General features: G+C 59.5%; 14 protein-coding genes. 4 read left to right on the top strand and 10 right to left on the bottom strand.

From position 1 onward, the window contains the following. The first annotated feature begins 152 nt into the window (after nucleotides 1–152). Nucleotides 153–2,543 (top strand): arylsulfatase, encoded by a 2,391-nt coding sequence (locus FHT86_RS29325; protein WP_133710428.1) that lies wholly within the window; start codon nucleotides 153–155, stop codon nucleotides 2,541–2,543. A 166-nt stretch (nucleotides 2,544–2,709) separates the two neighbouring features. Here FHT86_RS29325 and FHT86_RS29320 read toward each other — a convergent pair whose 3' ends face one another. Further along, nucleotides 2,710–3,174 (bottom strand): GNAT family N-acetyltransferase, encoded by a 465-nt coding sequence (locus FHT86_RS29320; RefSeq protein ID WP_133710637.1) that lies wholly within the window; start codon nucleotides 3,172–3,174, stop codon nucleotides 2,710–2,712. Between the two features lie 187 nt (nucleotides 3,175–3,361). Here FHT86_RS29320 and FHT86_RS29315 point away from each other — a divergent pair, with 187 nt between their 5' ends. Continuing rightward, a complete protein-coding gene (locus tag FHT86_RS29315) occupies nucleotides 3,362–4,306 on the top strand; it encodes a rhodanese-related sulfurtransferase (RefSeq protein WP_133710427.1) in 945 nt (314 codons plus the stop codon). A gap of 2 nt (nucleotides 4,307–4,308) precedes the next feature. Here the strand turns inward: FHT86_RS29315 and FHT86_RS29310 are convergent, their stop codons facing one another. The 8 genes from FHT86_RS29310 to FHT86_RS29275 form a co-directional block, all read right to left on the bottom strand. Further along, the gene (locus FHT86_RS29310) at nucleotides 4,309–6,522 is read right to left on the bottom strand and encodes a bifunctional diguanylate cyclase/phosphodiesterase (protein WP_133710426.1); all 2,214 of its coding nucleotides are present in this window, start codon (nucleotides 6,520–6,522) and stop codon (nucleotides 4,309–4,311) included. 110 nt (nucleotides 6,523–6,632) lie between these two features. Next, nucleotides 6,633–7,181 (bottom strand): NADPH-dependent FMN reductase, encoded by a 549-nt coding sequence (locus FHT86_RS29305; protein WP_210298063.1) that lies wholly within the window; start codon nucleotides 7,179–7,181, stop codon nucleotides 6,633–6,635. Nucleotides 7,182–7,258: 77 nt separating this feature from the next. Further along, nucleotides 7,259–8,632 carry a GH1 family beta-glucosidase gene (locus FHT86_RS29300; protein WP_133710425.1) on the bottom strand — a complete coding sequence of 458 codons (1,374 nt, stop codon included), beginning with the start codon at nucleotides 8,630–8,632 and terminating at the stop codon, nucleotides 7,259–7,261. A 192-nt stretch (nucleotides 8,633–8,824) separates the two neighbouring features. Continuing rightward, complete coding sequence (locus tag FHT86_RS29295; protein WP_133710424.1) at nucleotides 8,825–10,012, bottom strand: Gfo/Idh/MocA family protein; 1,188 nt, start codon at nucleotides 10,010–10,012, stop codon at nucleotides 8,825–8,827. Between the two features lie 204 nt (nucleotides 10,013–10,216). Then, entirely contained in the window at nucleotides 10,217–11,269 is a 1,053-nt protein-coding gene (locus FHT86_RS29290) for a sugar phosphate isomerase/epimerase family protein (RefSeq protein ID WP_133710423.1), read from the bottom strand. Nucleotides 11,270–11,535: 266 nt separating this feature from the next. Continuing rightward, nucleotides 11,536–12,483, bottom strand: a complete 948-nt coding sequence (locus tag FHT86_RS29285; RefSeq protein WP_133710422.1) for a substrate-binding domain-containing protein — start codon at nucleotides 12,481–12,483, stop codon at nucleotides 11,536–11,538. A 68-nt stretch (nucleotides 12,484–12,551) separates the two neighbouring features. Further along, the gene (locus FHT86_RS29280) at nucleotides 12,552–13,562 is read right to left on the bottom strand and encodes an ABC transporter permease (protein ID WP_133710421.1); all 1,011 of its coding nucleotides are present in this window, start codon (nucleotides 13,560–13,562) and stop codon (nucleotides 12,552–12,554) included. Nucleotides 13,563–13,623: 61 nt separating this feature from the next. Beyond that, nucleotides 13,624–15,147 carry a sugar ABC transporter ATP-binding protein gene (locus FHT86_RS29275; protein ID WP_133710420.1) on the bottom strand — a complete coding sequence of 508 codons (1,524 nt, stop codon included), beginning with the start codon at nucleotides 15,145–15,147 and terminating at the stop codon, nucleotides 13,624–13,626. 167 nt (nucleotides 15,148–15,314) lie between these two features. On the opposite strand from FHT86_RS29275, the gene FHT86_RS29270 reads away from it, so the two are divergent. Further along, nucleotides 15,315–16,340: a LacI family DNA-binding transcriptional regulator gene (locus tag FHT86_RS29270; RefSeq protein ID WP_133710419.1), complete on the top strand. Its 1,026-nt coding sequence runs from the start codon at nucleotides 15,315–15,317 to the stop codon at nucleotides 16,338–16,340. A 12-nt stretch (nucleotides 16,341–16,352) separates the two neighbouring features. Continuing rightward, nucleotides 16,353–16,709: a VOC family protein gene (locus FHT86_RS29265; RefSeq protein ID WP_133710418.1), complete on the top strand. Its 357-nt coding sequence runs from the start codon at nucleotides 16,353–16,355 to the stop codon at nucleotides 16,707–16,709. A gap of 41 nt (nucleotides 16,710–16,750) precedes the next feature. On the opposite strand, the gene xylA is transcribed toward FHT86_RS29265, so the two are convergent. After that, nucleotides 16,751–18,061 (bottom strand): xylose isomerase, encoded by a 1,311-nt coding sequence (gene xylA / locus FHT86_RS29260; protein ID WP_133710417.1) that lies wholly within the window; start codon nucleotides 18,059–18,061, stop codon nucleotides 16,751–16,753. Nucleotides 18,062–18,088 lie beyond the last annotated feature (27 nt).

The raw sequence follows: 18,088 nt of genomic DNA, 5'->3' as shown, positions 1-18,088 counted from the left end.
GAGTCCCATACCATCCAACCACTACCTCCGCTTGCCTGTGGTGTCGTGACAGCCCGACGCACCAGAGACTACGTCTCATTAACCGTAACGTACTTGTTCCTTTTCAGCGTCGTGCCAAGGTTTCGACCTCATCGGGTTGGGAGGACACGACGATGTTGAGAATTGGAACATTATTTCTCGCCACATTGAGTTTGACCGCCGTTTCATTCGACCGAGCGAGCGCCCAGCAGGTCACAGGCGAACCTGGTTCACCCAGCGCAACGACGACGATCGACGGAAGATATCTTCCGAACCCGCCTGAAGCGTTCCGCGGGCAAATTGGCCTCGACGCCCAGAACTCCAAACCCTATTGGCCGCCGCAGATTGTGCCTCCCAAGGGCGCACCGAATATCCTGCTCATCATGACCGATGACGCCGGCTATGGTGTTGCCGGCACATTTGGCGGCGTCATCCCGACGCCTGCCCTGGATCGCGTTGCGAAAGCGGGCCTGCGCTACACGCAGTTTCATTCGACAGCGCTCTGCTCTCCGACGAGGGCGGCACTGATCACCGGGCGGAACCATCATTCGTCGGGCTTCGGAGTCATTTCCGAGCAGGCAACAGGTTATCCAGGTTACGATTCCATCATTGGCATAAACAACGCCACGATCGGCGAAATTCTAAAGCAGAACGGCTTTGCAACGTCCTGGTTCGGCAAGAACCATAACACCCCCGCTTTCCAATACAGCAGTGCCGGGCCGTTCGATCAATGGCCTGTGGGGATGGGCTTCGAGTATTTCTACGGCTTCTTGGGCGGCGACACCAATCAGTGGCGACCATATCTGTTCCAGAACACAACTCAGGTTTTTCCCTGGGTGGGCAAGCCCGCCTATAACCTCACCACGGATATGGCCGACAATGCCATCGACCACATCAGACAATTGAATGCGGCAGCACCCGAAAGGCCGTTTTTCGTCTACTACGTGCCGGGCGGTACCCACGCTCCGCACCATCCGACCCAGGAATGGATCGATAAGTTCAAGGGCAAGTTCGACATGGGTTGGAACGAGTTGCGCGAACAGATTTTCGCCAACCAGAAGCAGCTCGGGGTTATTCCGGCAAACACGCAATTGACGCCCTGGCCCGATGATTTACCGAAGTGGGATAGCTTGGATGCCGAGAGCAAGAAGCTGTTCGCGCGGCAGGCGGAGGTATTCGCCGCCTATGTCGCATATACCGACCACGAGATCGGAAGAGTGATCCAGGCAGTGGACGACCTGGGCAAGCTCGACAACACGCTTGTCATATACATTGAAGGCGACAACGGCACGAGCGCCGAAGGCAGCACTCGCGGCACGCCCAACGAATTGATCACCATCGAGGGCATGCAGATTCCGGTCGCGGATCAGATGAAGTTCTATGACGTCTGGGGTTCCGACAAAACATACCCGCATATGTCCGTGGCGTGGTCGTGGGCCTTTGACACGCCATTCAAATGGACGAAACAGGTCGCCTCGCATTTCGGCGGTACGAGGCAGGGCATGGCGATGGCTTGGCCGGCACGGATCAAGGACGCCGGCGGTGTCCGCAGCCAGTTCCACCATGTGATCGATATCGTTCCCACCATTCTCGAAGCGACTGGAATCCAAGCTCCCGTCATGGTCAACGGAGTGGCGCAAAAACCGATCGAAGGCGTCAGCATGGCGTATAGCTGGGACAATGCCCAGGCTCCGTCGGCGCGCACGACGCAGTATTTCGAGATGTTCGGCAACCGTGCGATCTACAACGACGGCTGGATTGCCGCCACGACGCCGCCCGCAGCGCCTTGGCTGATGGGCACGACCAAGATGCCCGACGTCGTCGATGGCTATAAATGGGAACTGTACAACCTCACGGAGGATTTTTCGGAAAACAACGATCTCGCCGCCAAGATGCCGGACAAGCTGCACGAGATGCAGGAACTGTTTCTGATGGAAGCGGCGAAATACAACGTCTTCCCACTTGATAACTCGATCCTGGAGCGCCTCCTCACCCCACGGCCGAGTACCACGGCCGGGCGAAATGACTTCACCTATTCCGGCGTCATATCCGGTATTCCGTCCAGCAACGCTCCAAGCATCGTGAACAGATCCTATACAATCACCGCGGAGGTGGAGATACCGCAGGGCGGTGGTGAGGGCATGCTCGTCACCACGGGTGGACGCTTCGGCGGATACGGCTTCTATCTGCTCAAAGGCAAGCCGGTATTCCTCTATAATTTTGTCGATATGGAGCGCTTTCGCTGGGAAGGCAGCGACGCTTTGTCAGTCGGCAAGCATACCCTCGTGTTCGATTTCAAATCCGATGGCCCTGGTTTCGGCAAGGGTGGAACCGGTGTCCTCAAGGTGGATGGCATCGAGGTTGCCAATGAAAAAATTCCGCACACAATTCCAGCGCTAATGCCCTGGGATGAAACCTTCGATGTGGGGATCGATACGCGGACGGGCGTAGAGGACAACGACTATCAGGTGCCGTTCCCCTTCAATGGAAGCATCGGAAAACTTGAGGTGGCGCTGCAGCCATAGACAATGCCGGATGGGAGGGGAGATTGATATCGATGTCCCCTCCGGCGGGCAATTAACCTTCAAATTGCCATCTGTCGCAGGATACGCTGAGCCAAGCGTGGGAAAGCGATCTCTCGTTTTTGGAGAGCAATCATCACTGACGATAGGCTTTGCCCGCTGCGGCCATCTATCGAAGAGATTTCTCCATGCGGAAATTTTTGAGCATCTGCCCACGCTTTTCCACGGTCTGCGACGTCAGGACGGTGAAGCCTCTTCGCTCGAAAAACGGTCTGGCGGTAAGGCTCGCTTCGGTAAAAATTCGCCCGAGCCCTTGTCTTTTTGCCTCCGTCTCGACCGTCATCAGGAGCAGACTGGCTGCGCCAATGCCTTGATAATCGGGATGGACAAACATCATATCCAAGTGCCCGTCGGGCTCCAGATCCGCAAATCCGATAGATACGCTCCCACACTGGACAAGCCAGGTCGGCCTGCTTGACCGTCGTTTCGCCCAGGCTTCCCTGTCTTCTATCTTCGCCCAAGCATCAACCTGAGCCTGATTGTAATCCTTCGACGCCACTTCCCGGATTGCTCTCAGAAATATGTCCATGGTCAGATCGGCATCCGCCGGAACATATGTCCTTACAGTCAGCATGTTGTTAGACACATCAAACCTCTTGCCGCCTATCGATCATTCCCGCGCAAATTCCCGCATGTACCGCAGAATATGGAACACCTCCGCGTGATCTTTGCGAAGGCTAGCACGAGTCGGATGGCGGACGCCCTGATGCCAAATATAAATCGCGATTGCTTGCCGGCGCGCAAAATTGTATTTCCGCGGCATGACGGACATCCTATCCACCCCACGACATGAGGCAGGCGGCGCGTTCCTCGTTGCCGCCCTCTATCATTTTGTTTCCTTCCCGCGCTTCGAAGCTCTGCGGGATCCGCTGCTTGCGCTCTGCGAGGCAAACGGCGTCAAGGGCACGTTGCTGCTCGCCCATGAAGGCATCAACGGCACCATCGCCGGTACGGATGCAGGCATTGGCGCGGTGCTCTCCTTCCTGCGCGCCCAGCCGGAGTTTTCAGGCCTGGAGTACAAGGAAAGCCGGGCGTCGAAGATGCCCTTCGTGCGCATGAAGGTGAAGCTGAAGAAAGAGATCGTCACCATGGGCGTCGAGAATATCGACCCCACCAAGATCGTCGGCACCTATGTCGCGCCGAAGGACTGGAATGCGCTGATTTCCGACCCGGACACCATCGTCATCGACACGCGCAACGACTACGAAACGGCGATCGGTCTGTTCAAGGGCGCGGTCGACCCGAAGACCAAGACATTCCGCGAATTTCCGGAATGGGTGCGCGAGAATGAAGGCCTGCACAACAAGCCGAAGATCGCCATGTATTGCACCGGCGGCATCCGTTGCGAGAAGGCGACCGCCTTCATGAAGGAACAGGGTTTCGACGAAGTCTACCATCTCAAGGGCGGCATCCTGAAATATCTCGAGGAAGTGCCCGCAGAGGAAAGCCTGTGGGAAGGTGCCTGCTTCGTCTTCGACGAACGCGTCTCCGTCGAACATGGTCTCAAGGAAGGCAATCACAAGCTCTGCCATGCCTGCCGCAACCCGATCACTGTGGAAGAGATCACGTCGCCCTTCTATGAAGCCGGCGTCTCCTGCAGCCATTGCTATCACGACCGCACCGAGGAAGACCGCGAGCGCTATCGTGAACGGCAGCGTCAGATCGCGCTCGCCCGCAAGCGCGGCCAGGAGCATATCGGGGGCTGAATTTAGGCGGCTGCCTCGCGCTCGCCGTCGAGTACGCGGGCCATCTGCGCCCTCAGCCGCTTGCTGATCTCACCTTCCGGCAGCGGCTTGCCGAAGAAATAACCCTGCAGCTCGTCGCAGCCGAAGAGTTCCAGCGCAATCCCCTGCTCTTTCGTCTCGATGCCTTCCGCCGTCACGGGAATGTCGAGCGAACGCGCCAATGCCACTGTCGCCTGCAGCATCTCGCGAGCGCGACTATCCTCCAGCACATTCATGGTCAGCGACCGGTCGATCTTGATTCGGTCGAAACCGAATTGGCGGAGATAGCCAATCGAAGAGAAGCCCGAGCCGAAGTCATCGAGCGCCACCTTGACGCCAAGCGCCTTCAGCCGCTCGATCGACTGACGGGTGCGCTCCGGGTTCTGGATGATATAGCCCTCGGTGATTTCCAGCGTGATGCGTTCGGCTTCGATCTCCGCTTGGTTCAGGACATGCCGGACATAGTCGGCAAAGGCGGGATTGCGGAATTGCCCCGGCGAGACATTGACCGCAATCCGCAGATCCGGCCATTGCTGCGCGGCCTCGCAGGCTTTGCGCAGAACGAGCAGCCCAAGTGCCTCTATCAAACCGCTGGTTTCGGCAACGGGAATGAAGGCGTCAGGCGATATCGGTCCATGTCCCGGCCTGTTCCAGCGCACCAGCGCCTCAACACCGGTAATCTCATGGGTCGTGGCGTTGACCAGCGGCTGGTAGGCGAGCGTCAACTCTTCCTTTTCGATGGCATTGCGCAGATCGAGTTCCAGCGCATTGCGTTCCTCGCGATCGGCGTCCATGGCCGTCTCGTAGCAGGTCATGCGGGCACGGCCGGCTTCCTTGGCTTTGTACATGGCAAGGTCGGCACGGCGCACCAGCTCCTCGCGGCCAATCCGGCCCTCCGGCGAGCTGGCAATGCCGATGCTGGCACCGACCACGACCACGCGACGGCCGATCTCCAACGGCTCGGCAAAGAAATCCAGCACCTGTTCGGCAAGCCTGAGCGCCGGTGCGTCGTTCAGTTCCTTGGTCGGAAAGGCAACGGCGAATTCATCGCCGCCAAGCCGCGCGAGCGCCGCCTTCGGCGGAATGAGCACATTCAGGCCGGCCGCGACGGCGCGGATCAACTGATCCCCAGTGCCATGGCCATAGGCGTCGTTGATCTCCTTGAAGCCGTCGAGATCGAGATAGAGAAGCAGGACATTGCTGCCGTCGGCGCGAGCGCTCTCGACCAACCGGTCGACATCGAGGCGCAGGCCCTCGCGGTTGAGAAGGCCGCTCAGTCGGTCTCGCAGCGAGCCCTGCCGCGCCAGCGTCTCTTCCGCTCTCAGCCGGCGACCTGCCAGCGACCCCAGAATCAGCAGCACCACGAAGAACATGCCGACCAGCCCGAGTGCGCCGAGCACCAGCGGACGAGCCTGTTGATAGCTTACGTCCCCGGGCCCGCGCGAGGTCCAGACCAGCCGCCCCAGCGGCTTGCCGAGCGGATCGACGATAGAGACGGCATAGCGCGCGCTCGTGTCCGGCGGCACCAGCCTGAGGCCGCTGATGACATAGGTATTGGATAGCATCTTGATCTTGGCCGCATCGAGATGCCGGACGAAGATCAGATAACGGCGCTTGCCTTCCGGCACGGGGATATGCCCGGATTTTTCACGGATCGTCGCTACGCCGACGGCGGCGATGCCCTTATCGGTCATCACATAGCCGCTCGCCTCCGGCACGCTGGTTATCCGCGTCTTGCGTACCTGATCCACCAAGGCCCACATCGAGGCATCGAAAACATCCTCGATCCCTTCGGTCATCGGTTTGCCGTCCCGATAGGCAATGACGGGCTTGTTGCTGTCGTCTACGACCAGCGCCATGTCGAATAGGGCACCATCGGAGGACATTTCGCCATAGTTGCCGGCGATCCAGTCCTGATCGTTTTCTTCATAGACATTCCTGGCGGCAGCGTTTCGCGCCGCATAGTCATGCAGCGTGGCGTCGAGCAGGCCTTCAAAGGTCTTCAGCGCCCCGGCAGTGGTTTCCCAGGAGCGCTCGTCGTCCAATTTATTGGAATAGTCTGCGACGCGGCCGATCGCCGTCAGCACCATCAGCGTGACCACAGTGACGACCAAAGCGAATGAAAACAAAACGGCCGTCACGATAGAATGACGACCGATTTGCGTACTCCGCTGGAATGACCCGAAAACTGCTCCCAATGCGCTTCTCCTTGGCTTGGGAAGTGTGCCGTCAGGTCTTCAAAAAACGGTTAAAGCGAACCTATGATTATTGCGTGAAAGGGTTGTATATTTATTGGCGCAGCAAGCATTCATACAGATGCGCGGATTTCCTGCGCAAAACGATCGAGGCCGGCTCTTAGCACGCAGTTCTGTTGCATCTCCGCAAGCACCGTCGCCTGAGCCTCCTCGCTCTTGCCGGCGAGCGGCACGCGCAGAAAAGCCTCCGGCACGATACGGAGCGACATGGTCTTCAGCACTTCGGTCAACTGCTCCAGCACAAGATCGCCCCGATGCGACGCATGCGCAAACATCAGCGGTTTGAACGGAACCTCGTCGCGCGATACCAGCCAATCCAGCGCGTTCTTGAACCCGCCGGGGATGCCGTGGGCATATTCCGGGCAGGAGACGATCAGCCCGTCCGCATTGCGGATCTTTGCGGCGAATGTTTCGACAACAGCGGGCGTCCTGTCACCTTCTTGATCCGGATTGAAGATCGGCAGACTGCCGATCAAATCACATATTTCGACGGAAATTCCGTCAGGAGATATCAGCTGCAGAGCCTCCAGCAGCCGGAGGCTGGTGGAGGCTTGTCTTTGGCTGCCGCAGAGCGCGTAGAAGGTGAGCGGACGCTGGATCATGTGCGAAACCTATCAAGCGCTGCCGATTCGGGCGACCCATCCTCTCCCTGTTGAGGGGGTCGGAAAGACGACATGAATCAAGCCGTCTTATGGTTCCCCTTCGGGAATTGACCGGCGAGTTCGCGGTACCATTTGCCGCTCTTCTTCACCGTGCGCACCTGCGTCTCGTAGTCGACATGCACGAGGCCGAAACGCATGCGGTAGCCTTCCGCCCATTCGAAGTTATCCATCAGGCTCCAGGCGAAATAACCGCGCATCGGATAACCGTCCTTGATCAGGTCGGCGACGATGCCGAGATGATCGATGTAGTAATCGAGGCGCGGCTGGTCGTCGACTTCGCCCTTGACGACCTCCATGTTGTAGCAGGCGCCGTTTTCGGTGATGTAGCACTCCGGCAGTTCGTAGCGCTTGTAGAGATCTTCCACGACGTGCTTCAAGCCCGGAGCGTAGATTTCCCAGCCGATATCGGTCTTGGCGGCACTGACCGGCGGCGCCTCGGTCGTCCAGGGAAATTCGCCGCTCTTGGTCGCATCATCGAAAACGCGGTCGGGCTTGTAGTAGTTGAGGCCCCACCAGTCGAGCTTCTGGTTGATGATCTTCAGATCACCGTCCTCGACAACGGGCATGCGGTCGCCGAGCGCCTCGACGAATTCCTTCGGATACTGACCTTTGAAGATCGGATCGAAGAAGGCGCCGTTGTGGAATTGGTGCGCGCGCTCGACGGCGGCATGATCTTCGGCGCTATCGGAGCCCGGAAGGATCGAGGCGGCATTGAGCACGATGCCGACCGGCACCTTGGGGGCTTCCGCGCGGATCGCCTCGACACCGAGGCCGTGCGCGAGGTTCATGTAGTGCATGGCATAAAGCGCCGCCTGCATGTTGCGTTCGCCCGGCGCGTGGACGCCGTAGAGGTGGCTAAGCCAGACAATGCACCAGGGCTCGTTGAAGGTGGCGACGGAATCGAGCCGGTCGCCAAGGCGGGCCATGACGGTCTTGGCATAGCGCTGGAAGGCATGCGCCGTCGAGCGCGCCGTCCAGCCGCCGTCGCCGGCAAGCGTCAGCGGCAGATCCCAGTGATAGAGCGTCGCGAAGGTCTTGATACCCCGCGCCTTGCAGCCATCGACGAGGCGGTCGTAGAAATCGAGACCGGCTTCGTTCACCGGGCCGGTGCCATCGGGAATGATGCGCGGCCAGGCGATTGAGAAGCGATAGGCCTCTACGCCCATATCCTTGATCAGATCGAGATCCTGCTCCAGGCGGTTATAGTGATCGCAGGCGACATCGCCGTTATGGCGATGATAGACGCGGCCCGGCATGTTGGCGAAAGCATCCCAGATCGACGGCTTGCGACCATCCGCCTTGGTGGCGCCTTCGATCTGGAAGGCGGCCGTGGCGACGCCGAACGTGAAATCGCCCGGGAAGCGGGCGGCGAAGCTCTTTGGATCAATCATGACTAATCTCGTTTCTTTCAAACGGCGGGACGGCTAGGTGCGATCGACCCGCGCTCATGACATTGGGCCCGCGCGCGGTTTAAACCAACGAAAACGTCCTTGTACAGTCCTGAAATGACAAAACTGCAACGTTGCAGTTAGAAGTCGAAAAGGATGGGACGGCAAACAACCCGGCCGTCCCATACCCACAGATCAAAGCTTGATCCAGGCACCATTGCGCTTCGAAGAGGCAACGCAGGCCTCGACGAAAGCGACACCCTTCACGCCGTCATCGACTGTCGGGTAGACCACGGCCGGATCGACCGCCACGCCCTTCTTGCGGGCGTTGATGGCGCGCGCAGCTTCCGTGTAAATCGTCGCAAAGGCTTCGAGATAGCCTTCCGGATGGCCGGACGGGATACGAGAGACGCGTGCGGCCGCGGCACCCGATCCGGCGCCGTTGCGGGTGATCAGGCGCTTCTGATCGCCGAACGGCGTGTACCAGAGATAGTTGGGGTCGGCTTGAGTCCATTCGATGCCGCCCTTGGTACCGTAAACGCGCAGCTTGAGGCCATTCTCGTGGCCCGGCGCCACCTGGCTGCACCACAGCATGCCCTTGGCCGGCTTCTCCGAGCCCTTGGCTCGGAAGCGCAGCAACACATGGCCGTTGTCGTCGAGTCGACGACCTTCGACGAAGCTGTCGAGATCGGCGGCGAGGCTGTCAAGTTCCAGGCCTGTGACGAAGGAAGCGAGGTTATAGGCATGCGTGCCGATATCGCCGGTCGAGCCGCCGGCGCCGGACTGCGACGGATCAGTACGCCAGGCGGCCTGCTTCTGGCCCGACTGCTCGATATTCTCCGTCAGCCAGTCCTGCGGATATTCCGCCTGGACGATGCGGATATCGCCGAGCTCGCCATTCGCGATCATCTCACGCGCCTGACGGATCATCGGATAGCCGGTGTAGTTATGCGTCAGAATGAACAGTGCGCCGCTTTCGTCGGCCACCTTCTTCAGCTTCTTCGCATCGGCAAGGTTGGAAGTCAGCGGCTTGTCGCAGATGACGTGGATGCCACGCTTCAGAAATTCCTTGGCGGCGTCATAGTGAACATGGTTCGGCGTAACGATCGAAACCGCTTCGATACCGTTTTTCAGCTTGGCTTCGCGGATTGCCATATCGCGATAGCTCGCATAGGTACGGGCGGGATCGAGACCGAGATCGCGGCCCGAAGCGATAGCCTTGTCCGGCGAGGCCGACAGCGCGCCGGCGACGAGATCGAACTGGTCGTCGATACGTGCGGCGATACGGTGTACCGCACCGATAAAGGCGCCTGCGCCTCCGCCCACCATGCCAAGCCGGATGCGCGGCTCACGCGTCTGCTCCGATGATCCTTCGATTGCCATATGTTCCTCCTGAGAAATTTATAAGCGTGATGGTTCCCTCTCCTCGCTTGCGGGGAGAGGGTTAGGGTGAGGGGCCGAGCTTTCGGCAAGTTCGGAATTCGCGGAGAATATCGAGAAGGCCCTCACCCACCTGTCGTGATTTCGTAACGCTCAATCGCTCCAGCTGACCTTCTTCCCCGCAATGCGTGGGGGAAGGTGCTCGGATCAAAGCCCCAGCATGCGCCGATTGGCCGCCTGGTCCGTGCCGCTGCCGGCGAAGTCGTCGAAGGCCTTTTCCGTGACGCGGATGATATGCGCCTTGACGAATTCGGCACCTTCGCGTGCGCCGTCTTCGGGATGCTTGAGGCAGCATTCCCACTCGACCACGGCCCAACCGTCGAAATCATTGGCGGTCAGCTTCGAGAAGATCGAACCGAAATCGACCTGGCCGTCGCCGGGCGAACGGAAGCGGCCGGCGCGGTTGACCCAGCTCTGATAACCGCCGTAGACGCCCTGACGCCCGGTCGGATTGAACTCCGCATCCTTGACGTGGAACATCTTGATGCGTTCCTTGTAGATATCGAGGTGATCGAGATAGTCGAGGCACTGCAGGACATAGTGCGACGGGTCATAGAGCATGTTGGCGCGCGGATGGTTGCCGACGCGCTCCAGGAACATCTCGAAGGTAATGCCGTCATGCAGGTCTTCGCCGGGATGGATTTCATAGGCGACATCGACGCCGCAGGAATCGGCATGGTTGAGGATCGGCGTCCAGCGGCGGGCGAGCTCATCGAAGGCGGTTTCGACGAGGCCGGCCGGACGCTGCGGCCACGGATAGAGGAAGGGCCAGGCGAGCGCGCCGGAGAAGGTCGCATGCGCCTTGATACCGAGGTGCTTGGAAGCCGACAGCGCCATCTTCACCTGTTCGACGGCCCATTCCTGCCGCGCCTTCGGATTGCCGCGCACTTCCGGCGCCGCAAAGCCGTCGAAAGCCTCGTCATAGGCGGGATGCACGGCGACAAGCTGGCCTTGCAGATGGGTCGAAAGCTCCGTGACCTCGACGCCGTTGGCGCGGGCGACGCCGGCGAATTCGTCGCAATAGTCCTTGGAGGTCGCGGCCTTCTTCAGATCGATGAGCTGGCTTGCCCAGGTCGGCACCTGCACGCCGACATAGCCGGCCTCAGCCGCCCATTTGGTGATCGAATCCCATGAGTTGAACGGAGCTTCGTCACTTGCGAATTGCCCGAGAAACAGGCCTGGGCCCTTGATCGTCTTCATGCGTAATTCCTCCCTGGTCGTGTACTGTAAACGTTTCCGAAGCGTTTCAACACCTCATTCGGAGCGAACAAGGCGTCGTTCCCTCAAAAACAATAGGGCCGTCAGGCCAAAAGTCGAATGCATGGAGACCTAATCACGGCCCGCCGTCGACGGCAAGAGGTACGTGCCGCAAAAATTGTCGTGCAGTGCGAAACTCTGTGGCAGAGCGCACAAAAAACGCCCGCCGGAACCGGCGGGCGCCTCGTTGGAATCCGCGGATCGCCCGTTCAGAACGGCGAATCGGGGAAGTAGAAATCCTTGGCATTGTCCTTGGTGACCAAGGTCGCGTCCAGGATATAGTTGCCGCGAACCGGAACCTGGTCGTAGAAGTTGGCGGCGGTCAGTTCCATGGCCGTTCCGACCATTGCCGGCGGATAGAGCACGTCGACCGGAATCAGCTTGTCGCCGTCCATGACCTTCTTGACCATATCCTTGGAACCGGCACCAGCGATGACATACTGGATGTCGGTACGCTTGGCCTGATCGATCGCCTGAAGCACGCCGACGGCCATGTCATCATCCTGACACCACACGACATCGATCTTCGGGAACTTCGTCAGATAGTCCTGCATGACCTTGAAAGCGTCGTCGCGATTCCAGTTGCCATATTGCCGGTCGAGAACCTTGACGTTGGAGCCCGCAATGCCCTTGTCGAAGCCGTCCTGACGCTGCTGGTCGATCGGGATCGGCAGGCCGCGGATGACGACAACCTGAGCGTTCGGCGTATTGGCCTTGATATATTCGCCGGCAGTCTGGCCGAGCGCCGGGTTGTTGCCGGCGACATAGAGGTCACGGACGGAATTGTCATTGTTGCTCGGCGCGCGGTCGACGAGCGTCACAAACTTGCCCTTGTCCTTGACTTCCTTGATGGCGTTGACCAGCGGATCGGGATCCGACGGCAGGATCACCAGAGCGTCGATGCCCTGGGTCTCAAGGTCCTGTACCGCATTTGCCTGACTTGCCGCGTCGGGCGAGGTCTTGACGATGACGTTCAGCCCAGGATGCTCCGCCATCAGTAGCTTAGCGACGCGCTCGGCATGGAAGACGACGCCCGAAGTCCAGCCATGATCCGCTGCCGGAATGGAAACGCCGATGGTCACCTTCTTATCCTCGGCATGCACGGTGCCGGCCAAAGCCGCCAGCACAATAGCCAGGCCAAATAGTCTTTTACGCATGTAGTATCCTCCCAGATAGAGACAGGGCCTTGTCCTGATGACCGGGCGCCCCCTAACCCGGTTATTCGCTATTTGCGAGCAAGCGAGCGCTGAACCAGCATGGCGATGATGATGATCGCACCCTGGATAGCACTCAGCAGATACTCGCTGATGAAATTGGAAAGCAGCATGATGTTGCCGACAAGCTCAAGGATGAAAGCGCCGCAGATCGTGCCCCATACCCTGCCCGCGCCGCCCTTCAGCGCCGTGCCGCCCACGACGACGGCGGTGATCGCCTGCAGCTCCCAGAGAATACCCGTCTGCGCCGACGTGGACCCGAGCCGCGGCACATAGAGAAGTACCGCAATGGCAACGCAAAGTCCCTGGATGATAAAGGCGATGGTACGCACGCGATTGACCGCCACGCCGGAATAACGTGCAACGTCGCGATTAGAGCCGACGGCGATGACATGCCGCCCGTAGCGGGTGCGATAAAGAATGAAGGCCGCAACGCAGGTGACGGCAAGAATGACGGCGATCGGAACGGGCACACCGAACACGGTACCGTAATAGGCGGGCTTATAGAGCGATTGCACGTCTGCCGAGCGCAGGGTGATCGCGCCGCCCTGCGACAACCAGGTCGTCAGGCCGCGGTAGACGCCCATCGTGCCCAAGGTCGCAATGAACGGCTCGATCTTGCCCATAGTCGTGATCAGACCATTGGCCAGACCGCAGAGGACACCAGCGATGATCGAGAACAAAACGGCGGCCGCCAACATCAGCGCCGGATCGGCGATCACGCCGGAGTTCATCAGCAGAATCATAAGGCTTGCAACGAAGGCGACCATCGCCCCAACCGACAAATCCAGATCGCCCGCCGAGATAACGAAGGTGGCACCGACCGCGATGATCGCAATATAGGCGCATCTCGTCGCGACATTGGTGAGATTGGTAATGCCGATGAAATTCGGATTGACCAATGCCCCGACAATCAGAAGCAGCACCAACGCCGCAAACGGTGCGACGGCCCGCAGATCGACATCTCGCCAGAACCGACCCCGTCCGCCTGTCTTCTCGCTGCTATCCTCGCTCACGCTCATATCCAAAACCAACCTCCCGTCCCAATATTGTTGGGAATACGCCCTTGCTTTCGCCGCTCGCTCAAGCAGCTGTCTTTTTCTTCAGGCCCGCCGCATAACGCATGATTTCCTGCTCGGAGATCTCCTCGCCCTCAAGCATGCCGACGATCCGACCCTCGCGCATCACGGCTACCCGCGTGCACAACCCGATGACCTCAGGCATCTCTGAAGAGACGACGATGATCGAATGGCCATCGCGCGCCAGCGCCGATATGAAATGATAGATCTGCTGTTTCGTCCCGACATCGATGCCGCGCGTCGGCTCGTCGATGATGATGATCTGTGGCTCGGTCTCCATGACCTTTGCGAGCAGCAGCTTTTGCTGGTTGCCGCCGGACATGCGGCCGGCAACGATGTTACCGTCGCGGACGCGGATATCGAAACGTCGGCGCGCCCGCGCCAAGGCGTTCGCTTCGCTCGCGGCGCTGAGATAGCCGAACTTGCCGTGCCGATCGAGAGATTGCAGGGTAAGGTTCGCCGTCATGCCGGAATTCAGAAGCAGGCCCTTGGACTTGCGGTCCTTGGTCATATAGGCGAGACCAGCGTCGATCGCGGCATGCACATCATGCGGCGGGACGGGTTGACCGTTGGCAATGACTTCACCGCCCGCCCGCGAGCGCAGACCGACGACTGCCTCCATCAGTTCGGTACGGCCGGATCCGATCATGCCGGAAAAGCCGAGTATTTCGCCCTTGCGCAGCTCGAAGCTGGCATCACGGACATAGCCTGTCGAAATGGAATTCACGGCGAGCACGACCTTCTCATCGACGTCGGGCTCGTTCTTGGCGGGATAAAGGCTGGAAAGCTCACGCCCGACCATCAGCTGGGCAATCGATTCGCCATCGAGCAGTGAGGTCTCCGATGTCTTCACCCATTGGCCGTCGCGCAGGACCGTGACCCGGTCCGTCAGCTCCATGACCTCGTCGAGCTTGTGGGACACGAACACGAAGCTCGTCCCCTGGTCGCGGAGCTTGCGCACCTGCTTGAAGAGGAAGTTGGTTTCCTCGCGCGACAGCACGGCGGTCGGCTCGTCCATGAAGACGATCCTCGCATCGCGGCTGATCGCCTTGGCGATCTCCACCATCTGCTTGTCGGCGATGGAAAGCGTGCCGATCAACGCATTCACGTCGACATGCGAACCGAGGAGATCGAGGACACGCCGCGTCTCGGCGCGCATGTACTTGCGGTCGAGCACACCGAAACGTGTGACTTCACGGCCGAGAAACAGGCTCTCGGTAACGGTCAGATGTTCGGCGAGATTGAATTCCTGGTGGATGATGACGATGCCGAGCGCCTCTGCGGCGCCATTGGGCGGCAGCTTCACGGCTTGGCCGTCGAGCAGGATCTCGCCGGAGCTTGGCTGCTCGAAGCCGGAGAGAACCTTGACGAGCGTCGACTTGCCGGCACCGTTCTCGCCCATGAGCGCGTGGATTTCACCGGCCCGAAGATCGAAATTGACGCTGAACAGCACCTGCACGCCGCTGAAGGACTTGCAAATTCGCCTCGCGGACAGCACCACCGCACCGTCGACGGCCTCCGAACTCATCATTTCCTCCCCTGTGGCTCCACCCACTTCCATGCTGTGTAAACCTTTACATATTGCGTGTAAAGGTTTACATCATTCCATGTTGCACAATTTTTCGCGGTCGCCTTTGATCTCCGCGGAAGTCTGTGTAGTGTCCCGGTCCGAGACGAGACCCAAGGCAGAGCGCAGTGTCTAATTCCACGCCCGCAACTATCGAAGACGTCGCCCGAATTGCCAATGTTTCGATCGCAACGGTCTCCCGGGCAATCCATATGCCTGAAAAGGTCGCAAACTCAACGCGGCTGAAGGTCAACCAGGCGATTGCGATCACCGGTTATACCACCAATGCCATGGCGCGCAGCCTGCGGCTCGGCCGGTCGAACATGATTCTCGTCGTCGCACCCGATATCGGCGATCCCAACTTCTCCAATATTCTCATCGGGCTGGAAAATGAGGCTCGCTCGCACGGTTATGGCATTCTGATCGGCCACACCCAGAACGATGCTCAGCGCGGACTGGAATATCTGAAGTTCCTGAATTCCAACCAAGCGGCTGGCTTGATCCTATTCACCGGTATCCTGCCCTTCGGACACCAGACGATGACAGCGCGGCTTCCGCCGAGCGTCGGCGTTTTCGAGCCGGTCTTCAATGGGGGCATTCCCTATGTCGGCGTGGACGATATCGCCGGAGCGCGCAAGGCCGTCGACCTCCTGATCGCCGAGGGTCATCGGAAGATTGCATTCATCGGCGATTCACGCACCCGCCTCGCCTACAGTCGGCGGCGCATGGGCTATGAGGCGGGACTGGATGCCGCCGATATCGGTACCGACCTCCGCATCGTGTTCGAGGGCGACGGAACCATCGAGAGTGGAAGGCTGGCCCTCGAGCAGCTTTTCATGCGCGACACGCTGCCGACAGCCTTTATGTGCGTCAACGATCAGACGGCCATCGGCGTGATGATCGGGCTGAAGGCGCGCGGCTACGACATTCCGAGGGATTTTTCCGTCACCGGCTTCGACGATGTGCCGCAGGCTGTCTTCATGTCGCCGTCGCTGACGACGATCCGGCAGCCACGGACCGCCATCGGCAAGCATGCGATGGCGCTCCTGCTCGAGCTCCTGTCGGACGGCCAGCCGGCCGAGACGGAAATCCTGCTGCGGCCGGATCTTGTGGTGCGCAACTCGGTCTCGGCACCATCGCGCGCCCGGCGATAGGGACGCTTAGCCATGCCGCTCGGCAGACTTGTCCTCTATGTGCGCGATGTGGAAGCGACGATCGGCTTCTATGAGAAACATTTTGGGTTCAAGCCGCTCCGACAGGACGGCGATCGAATTGTCGAGCTGCTGGCACCGGATGGCGGCGCCAATCTGATGATCCATCCCGCGGCAAAGGCCCAGAAGATGGGGCAATCATTGGTGAAACTGGTCTTCGACGTCGAGCATGTCGACGCTTTTTGCACCAAATGCGCCAGCCAGGGGCTTGAATTTGGGCCGTTGCATCAAGCCGACGGCTATGTGTTCGCCAATGCCAAGGACCCCTCAGGAAATTCCATATCCATTTCGAGCCGCGCATTCAGGCGATAGGCACGGGAGGCGATGGACCATCGCCTCCCGGATTTCGTCGATCAGACGTAACGATTGACGATGTTTTCGAGCAGCTCCTGCTTGCCAGACTTCGGCTGCGGATTGACATCCTTGCTCTCGACCCATTGCGCGATCTGGTCGAGGGAATATTCGCCGCGGAGCAGCTTCTGTCCTTCAGCCGAATCCCAGCCGGCGTAACGGTTGGCGAGCGGCTGCGACAGAGCCTTGTCCTCGATCATCTTGGCAGCAGCCTTCAGGCCGCGGGCGCAGCAATCCATGCCGCCGATATGACCGATCAGCAGGTCTTCCGGATCGAGCGACTGACGGCGCAGCTTCGAGTCGAAGTTGGTGCCGCCGGTCTTGAAACCGCCACCTGCCAGCACGTGATAATATGCGAGCGACATTTCCGGAACGTTGTTCGGGAACTGGTCGGTATCCCAGCCGGACTGATAGTCGTTGCGGTTCATGTCGATCGAGCCGAAGATGCCGAGCGCATTGGCAAGTGCCAGTTCATGCTCGAAGGAATGGCCGGCCAGAATCGCATGGCCCTGCTCGATGTTGACCTTCACTTCGTTTTCGAGGCCGTTCTTTTTCAGGAAACCATAGACGGTCGCGACGTCGTAGTCGTACTGATGCTTGGTCGGTTCCTGCGGCTTCGGTTCGATCAGGATCGTACCCTTGAAGCCGATCTTGTGCTTGTACTCGACCACGAGATTGAGGAAGCGGCCCATCTGATCGAGCTCGCGCTTCAGGTCGGTGTTGAGAAGGGTTTCGTAGCCTTCGCGGCCGCCCCAGAGGACATAGTTTTCACCGCCGAGCTTGTGCGTCGCGTCCAAGCAGGTCTTCACCGTTGCAGCCGAGAAAGCGAAGACATCCGGATCCGGGTTGGTGGCAGCACCCGACATGTAGCGGCGGTTGGAGAATAGGTTCGCGGTACCCCAGAGCAGCTTGACGCCCGTTTCGTCCTGCTTTTGGGCGAAGTAGTCGACGATCTCATTGAGGTTCTTGGTATTCTCGGCGAAATTCTTGCCTTCCGGACGCACGTCGGCATCGTGGAAGCAATAGTAAGGCGAGCCGAGCAGGGTGAAGAATTCGAAGGCTACATCGGCTTTCAGCTTGGCTGCTTCCATCGTGTCCTGGAACCAGGGACGGAGGAAGGTCTGGCCGCCAAATGGGTCGCCGCCCGGCCAGGTGAAGGTGTGCCAGTAGGCAACGGCAAAACGCAGATGGTCTTCCATGCGCTTGCCAAAAACCACTTCGTCCTTGTTGTAGTGGCGGAAGGCCAGCGGATTGGTGCTGTCGGGGCCCTCGTATTTCACTTTCTTGATGTCACCAAAAAATCCGGTGCTCATGTCTTGTCTCCTTGGAATGAAGTCGTT

The sequence above is a fragment of the Rhizobium sp. BK313 genome (assembly GCF_014193655.1).
Taxonomy (GTDB): Bacteria; Pseudomonadota; Alphaproteobacteria; order Rhizobiales; family Rhizobiaceae; genus Rhizobium.
Note: the sequence above shows the minus strand (reverse complement) of the source record. Positions and strands in the feature narration are given on the sequence as shown.

Excerpts from the sequence above, each read along its gene's own strand:
- FHT86_RS29325 (WP_133710428.1), top strand. The coding sequence starts at position 153 with ATGTTGAGAATTGGAACATTATTTCTCGCCACATTGAGTTTGACCGCC.
- FHT86_RS29320 (WP_133710637.1), bottom strand. The coding sequence starts at position 3,174 with ATGCTGACTGTAAGGACATATGTTCCGGCGGATGCCGATCTGACCATG.
- FHT86_RS29315 (WP_133710427.1), top strand. The coding sequence starts at position 3,362 with ATGACGGACATCCTATCCACCCCACGACATGAGGCAGGCGGCGCGTTC.
- FHT86_RS29305 (WP_210298063.1), bottom strand. The coding sequence starts at position 7,181 with ATGATCCAGCGTCCGCTCACCTTCTACGCGCTCTGCGGCAGCCAAAGA.
- FHT86_RS29300 (WP_133710425.1), bottom strand. The coding sequence starts at position 8,632 with ATGATTGATCCAAAGAGCTTCGCCGCCCGCTTCCCGGGCGATTTCACG.
- FHT86_RS29295 (WP_133710424.1), bottom strand. The coding sequence starts at position 10,012 with ATGGCAATCGAAGGATCATCGGAGCAGACGCGTGAGCCGCGCATCCGG.
- FHT86_RS29290 (WP_133710423.1), bottom strand. The coding sequence starts at position 11,269 with ATGAAGACGATCAAGGGCCCAGGCCTGTTTCTCGGGCAATTCGCAAGT.
- FHT86_RS29285 (WP_133710422.1), bottom strand. The coding sequence starts at position 12,483 with ATGCGTAAAAGACTATTTGGCCTGGCTATTGTGCTGGCGGCTTTGGCC.
- FHT86_RS29280 (WP_133710421.1), bottom strand. The coding sequence starts at position 13,562 with ATGAGCGTGAGCGAGGATAGCAGCGAGAAGACAGGCGGACGGGGTCGG.
- FHT86_RS29275 (WP_133710420.1), bottom strand. The coding sequence starts at position 15,147 with ATGAGTTCGGAGGCCGTCGACGGTGCGGTGGTGCTGTCCGCGAGGCGA.
- FHT86_RS29265 (WP_133710418.1), top strand. The coding sequence starts at position 16,353 with ATGCCGCTCGGCAGACTTGTCCTCTATGTGCGCGATGTGGAAGCGACG.
- xylA (WP_133710417.1), bottom strand. The coding sequence starts at position 18,061 with ATGAGCACCGGATTTTTTGGTGACATCAAGAAAGTGAAATACGAGGGC.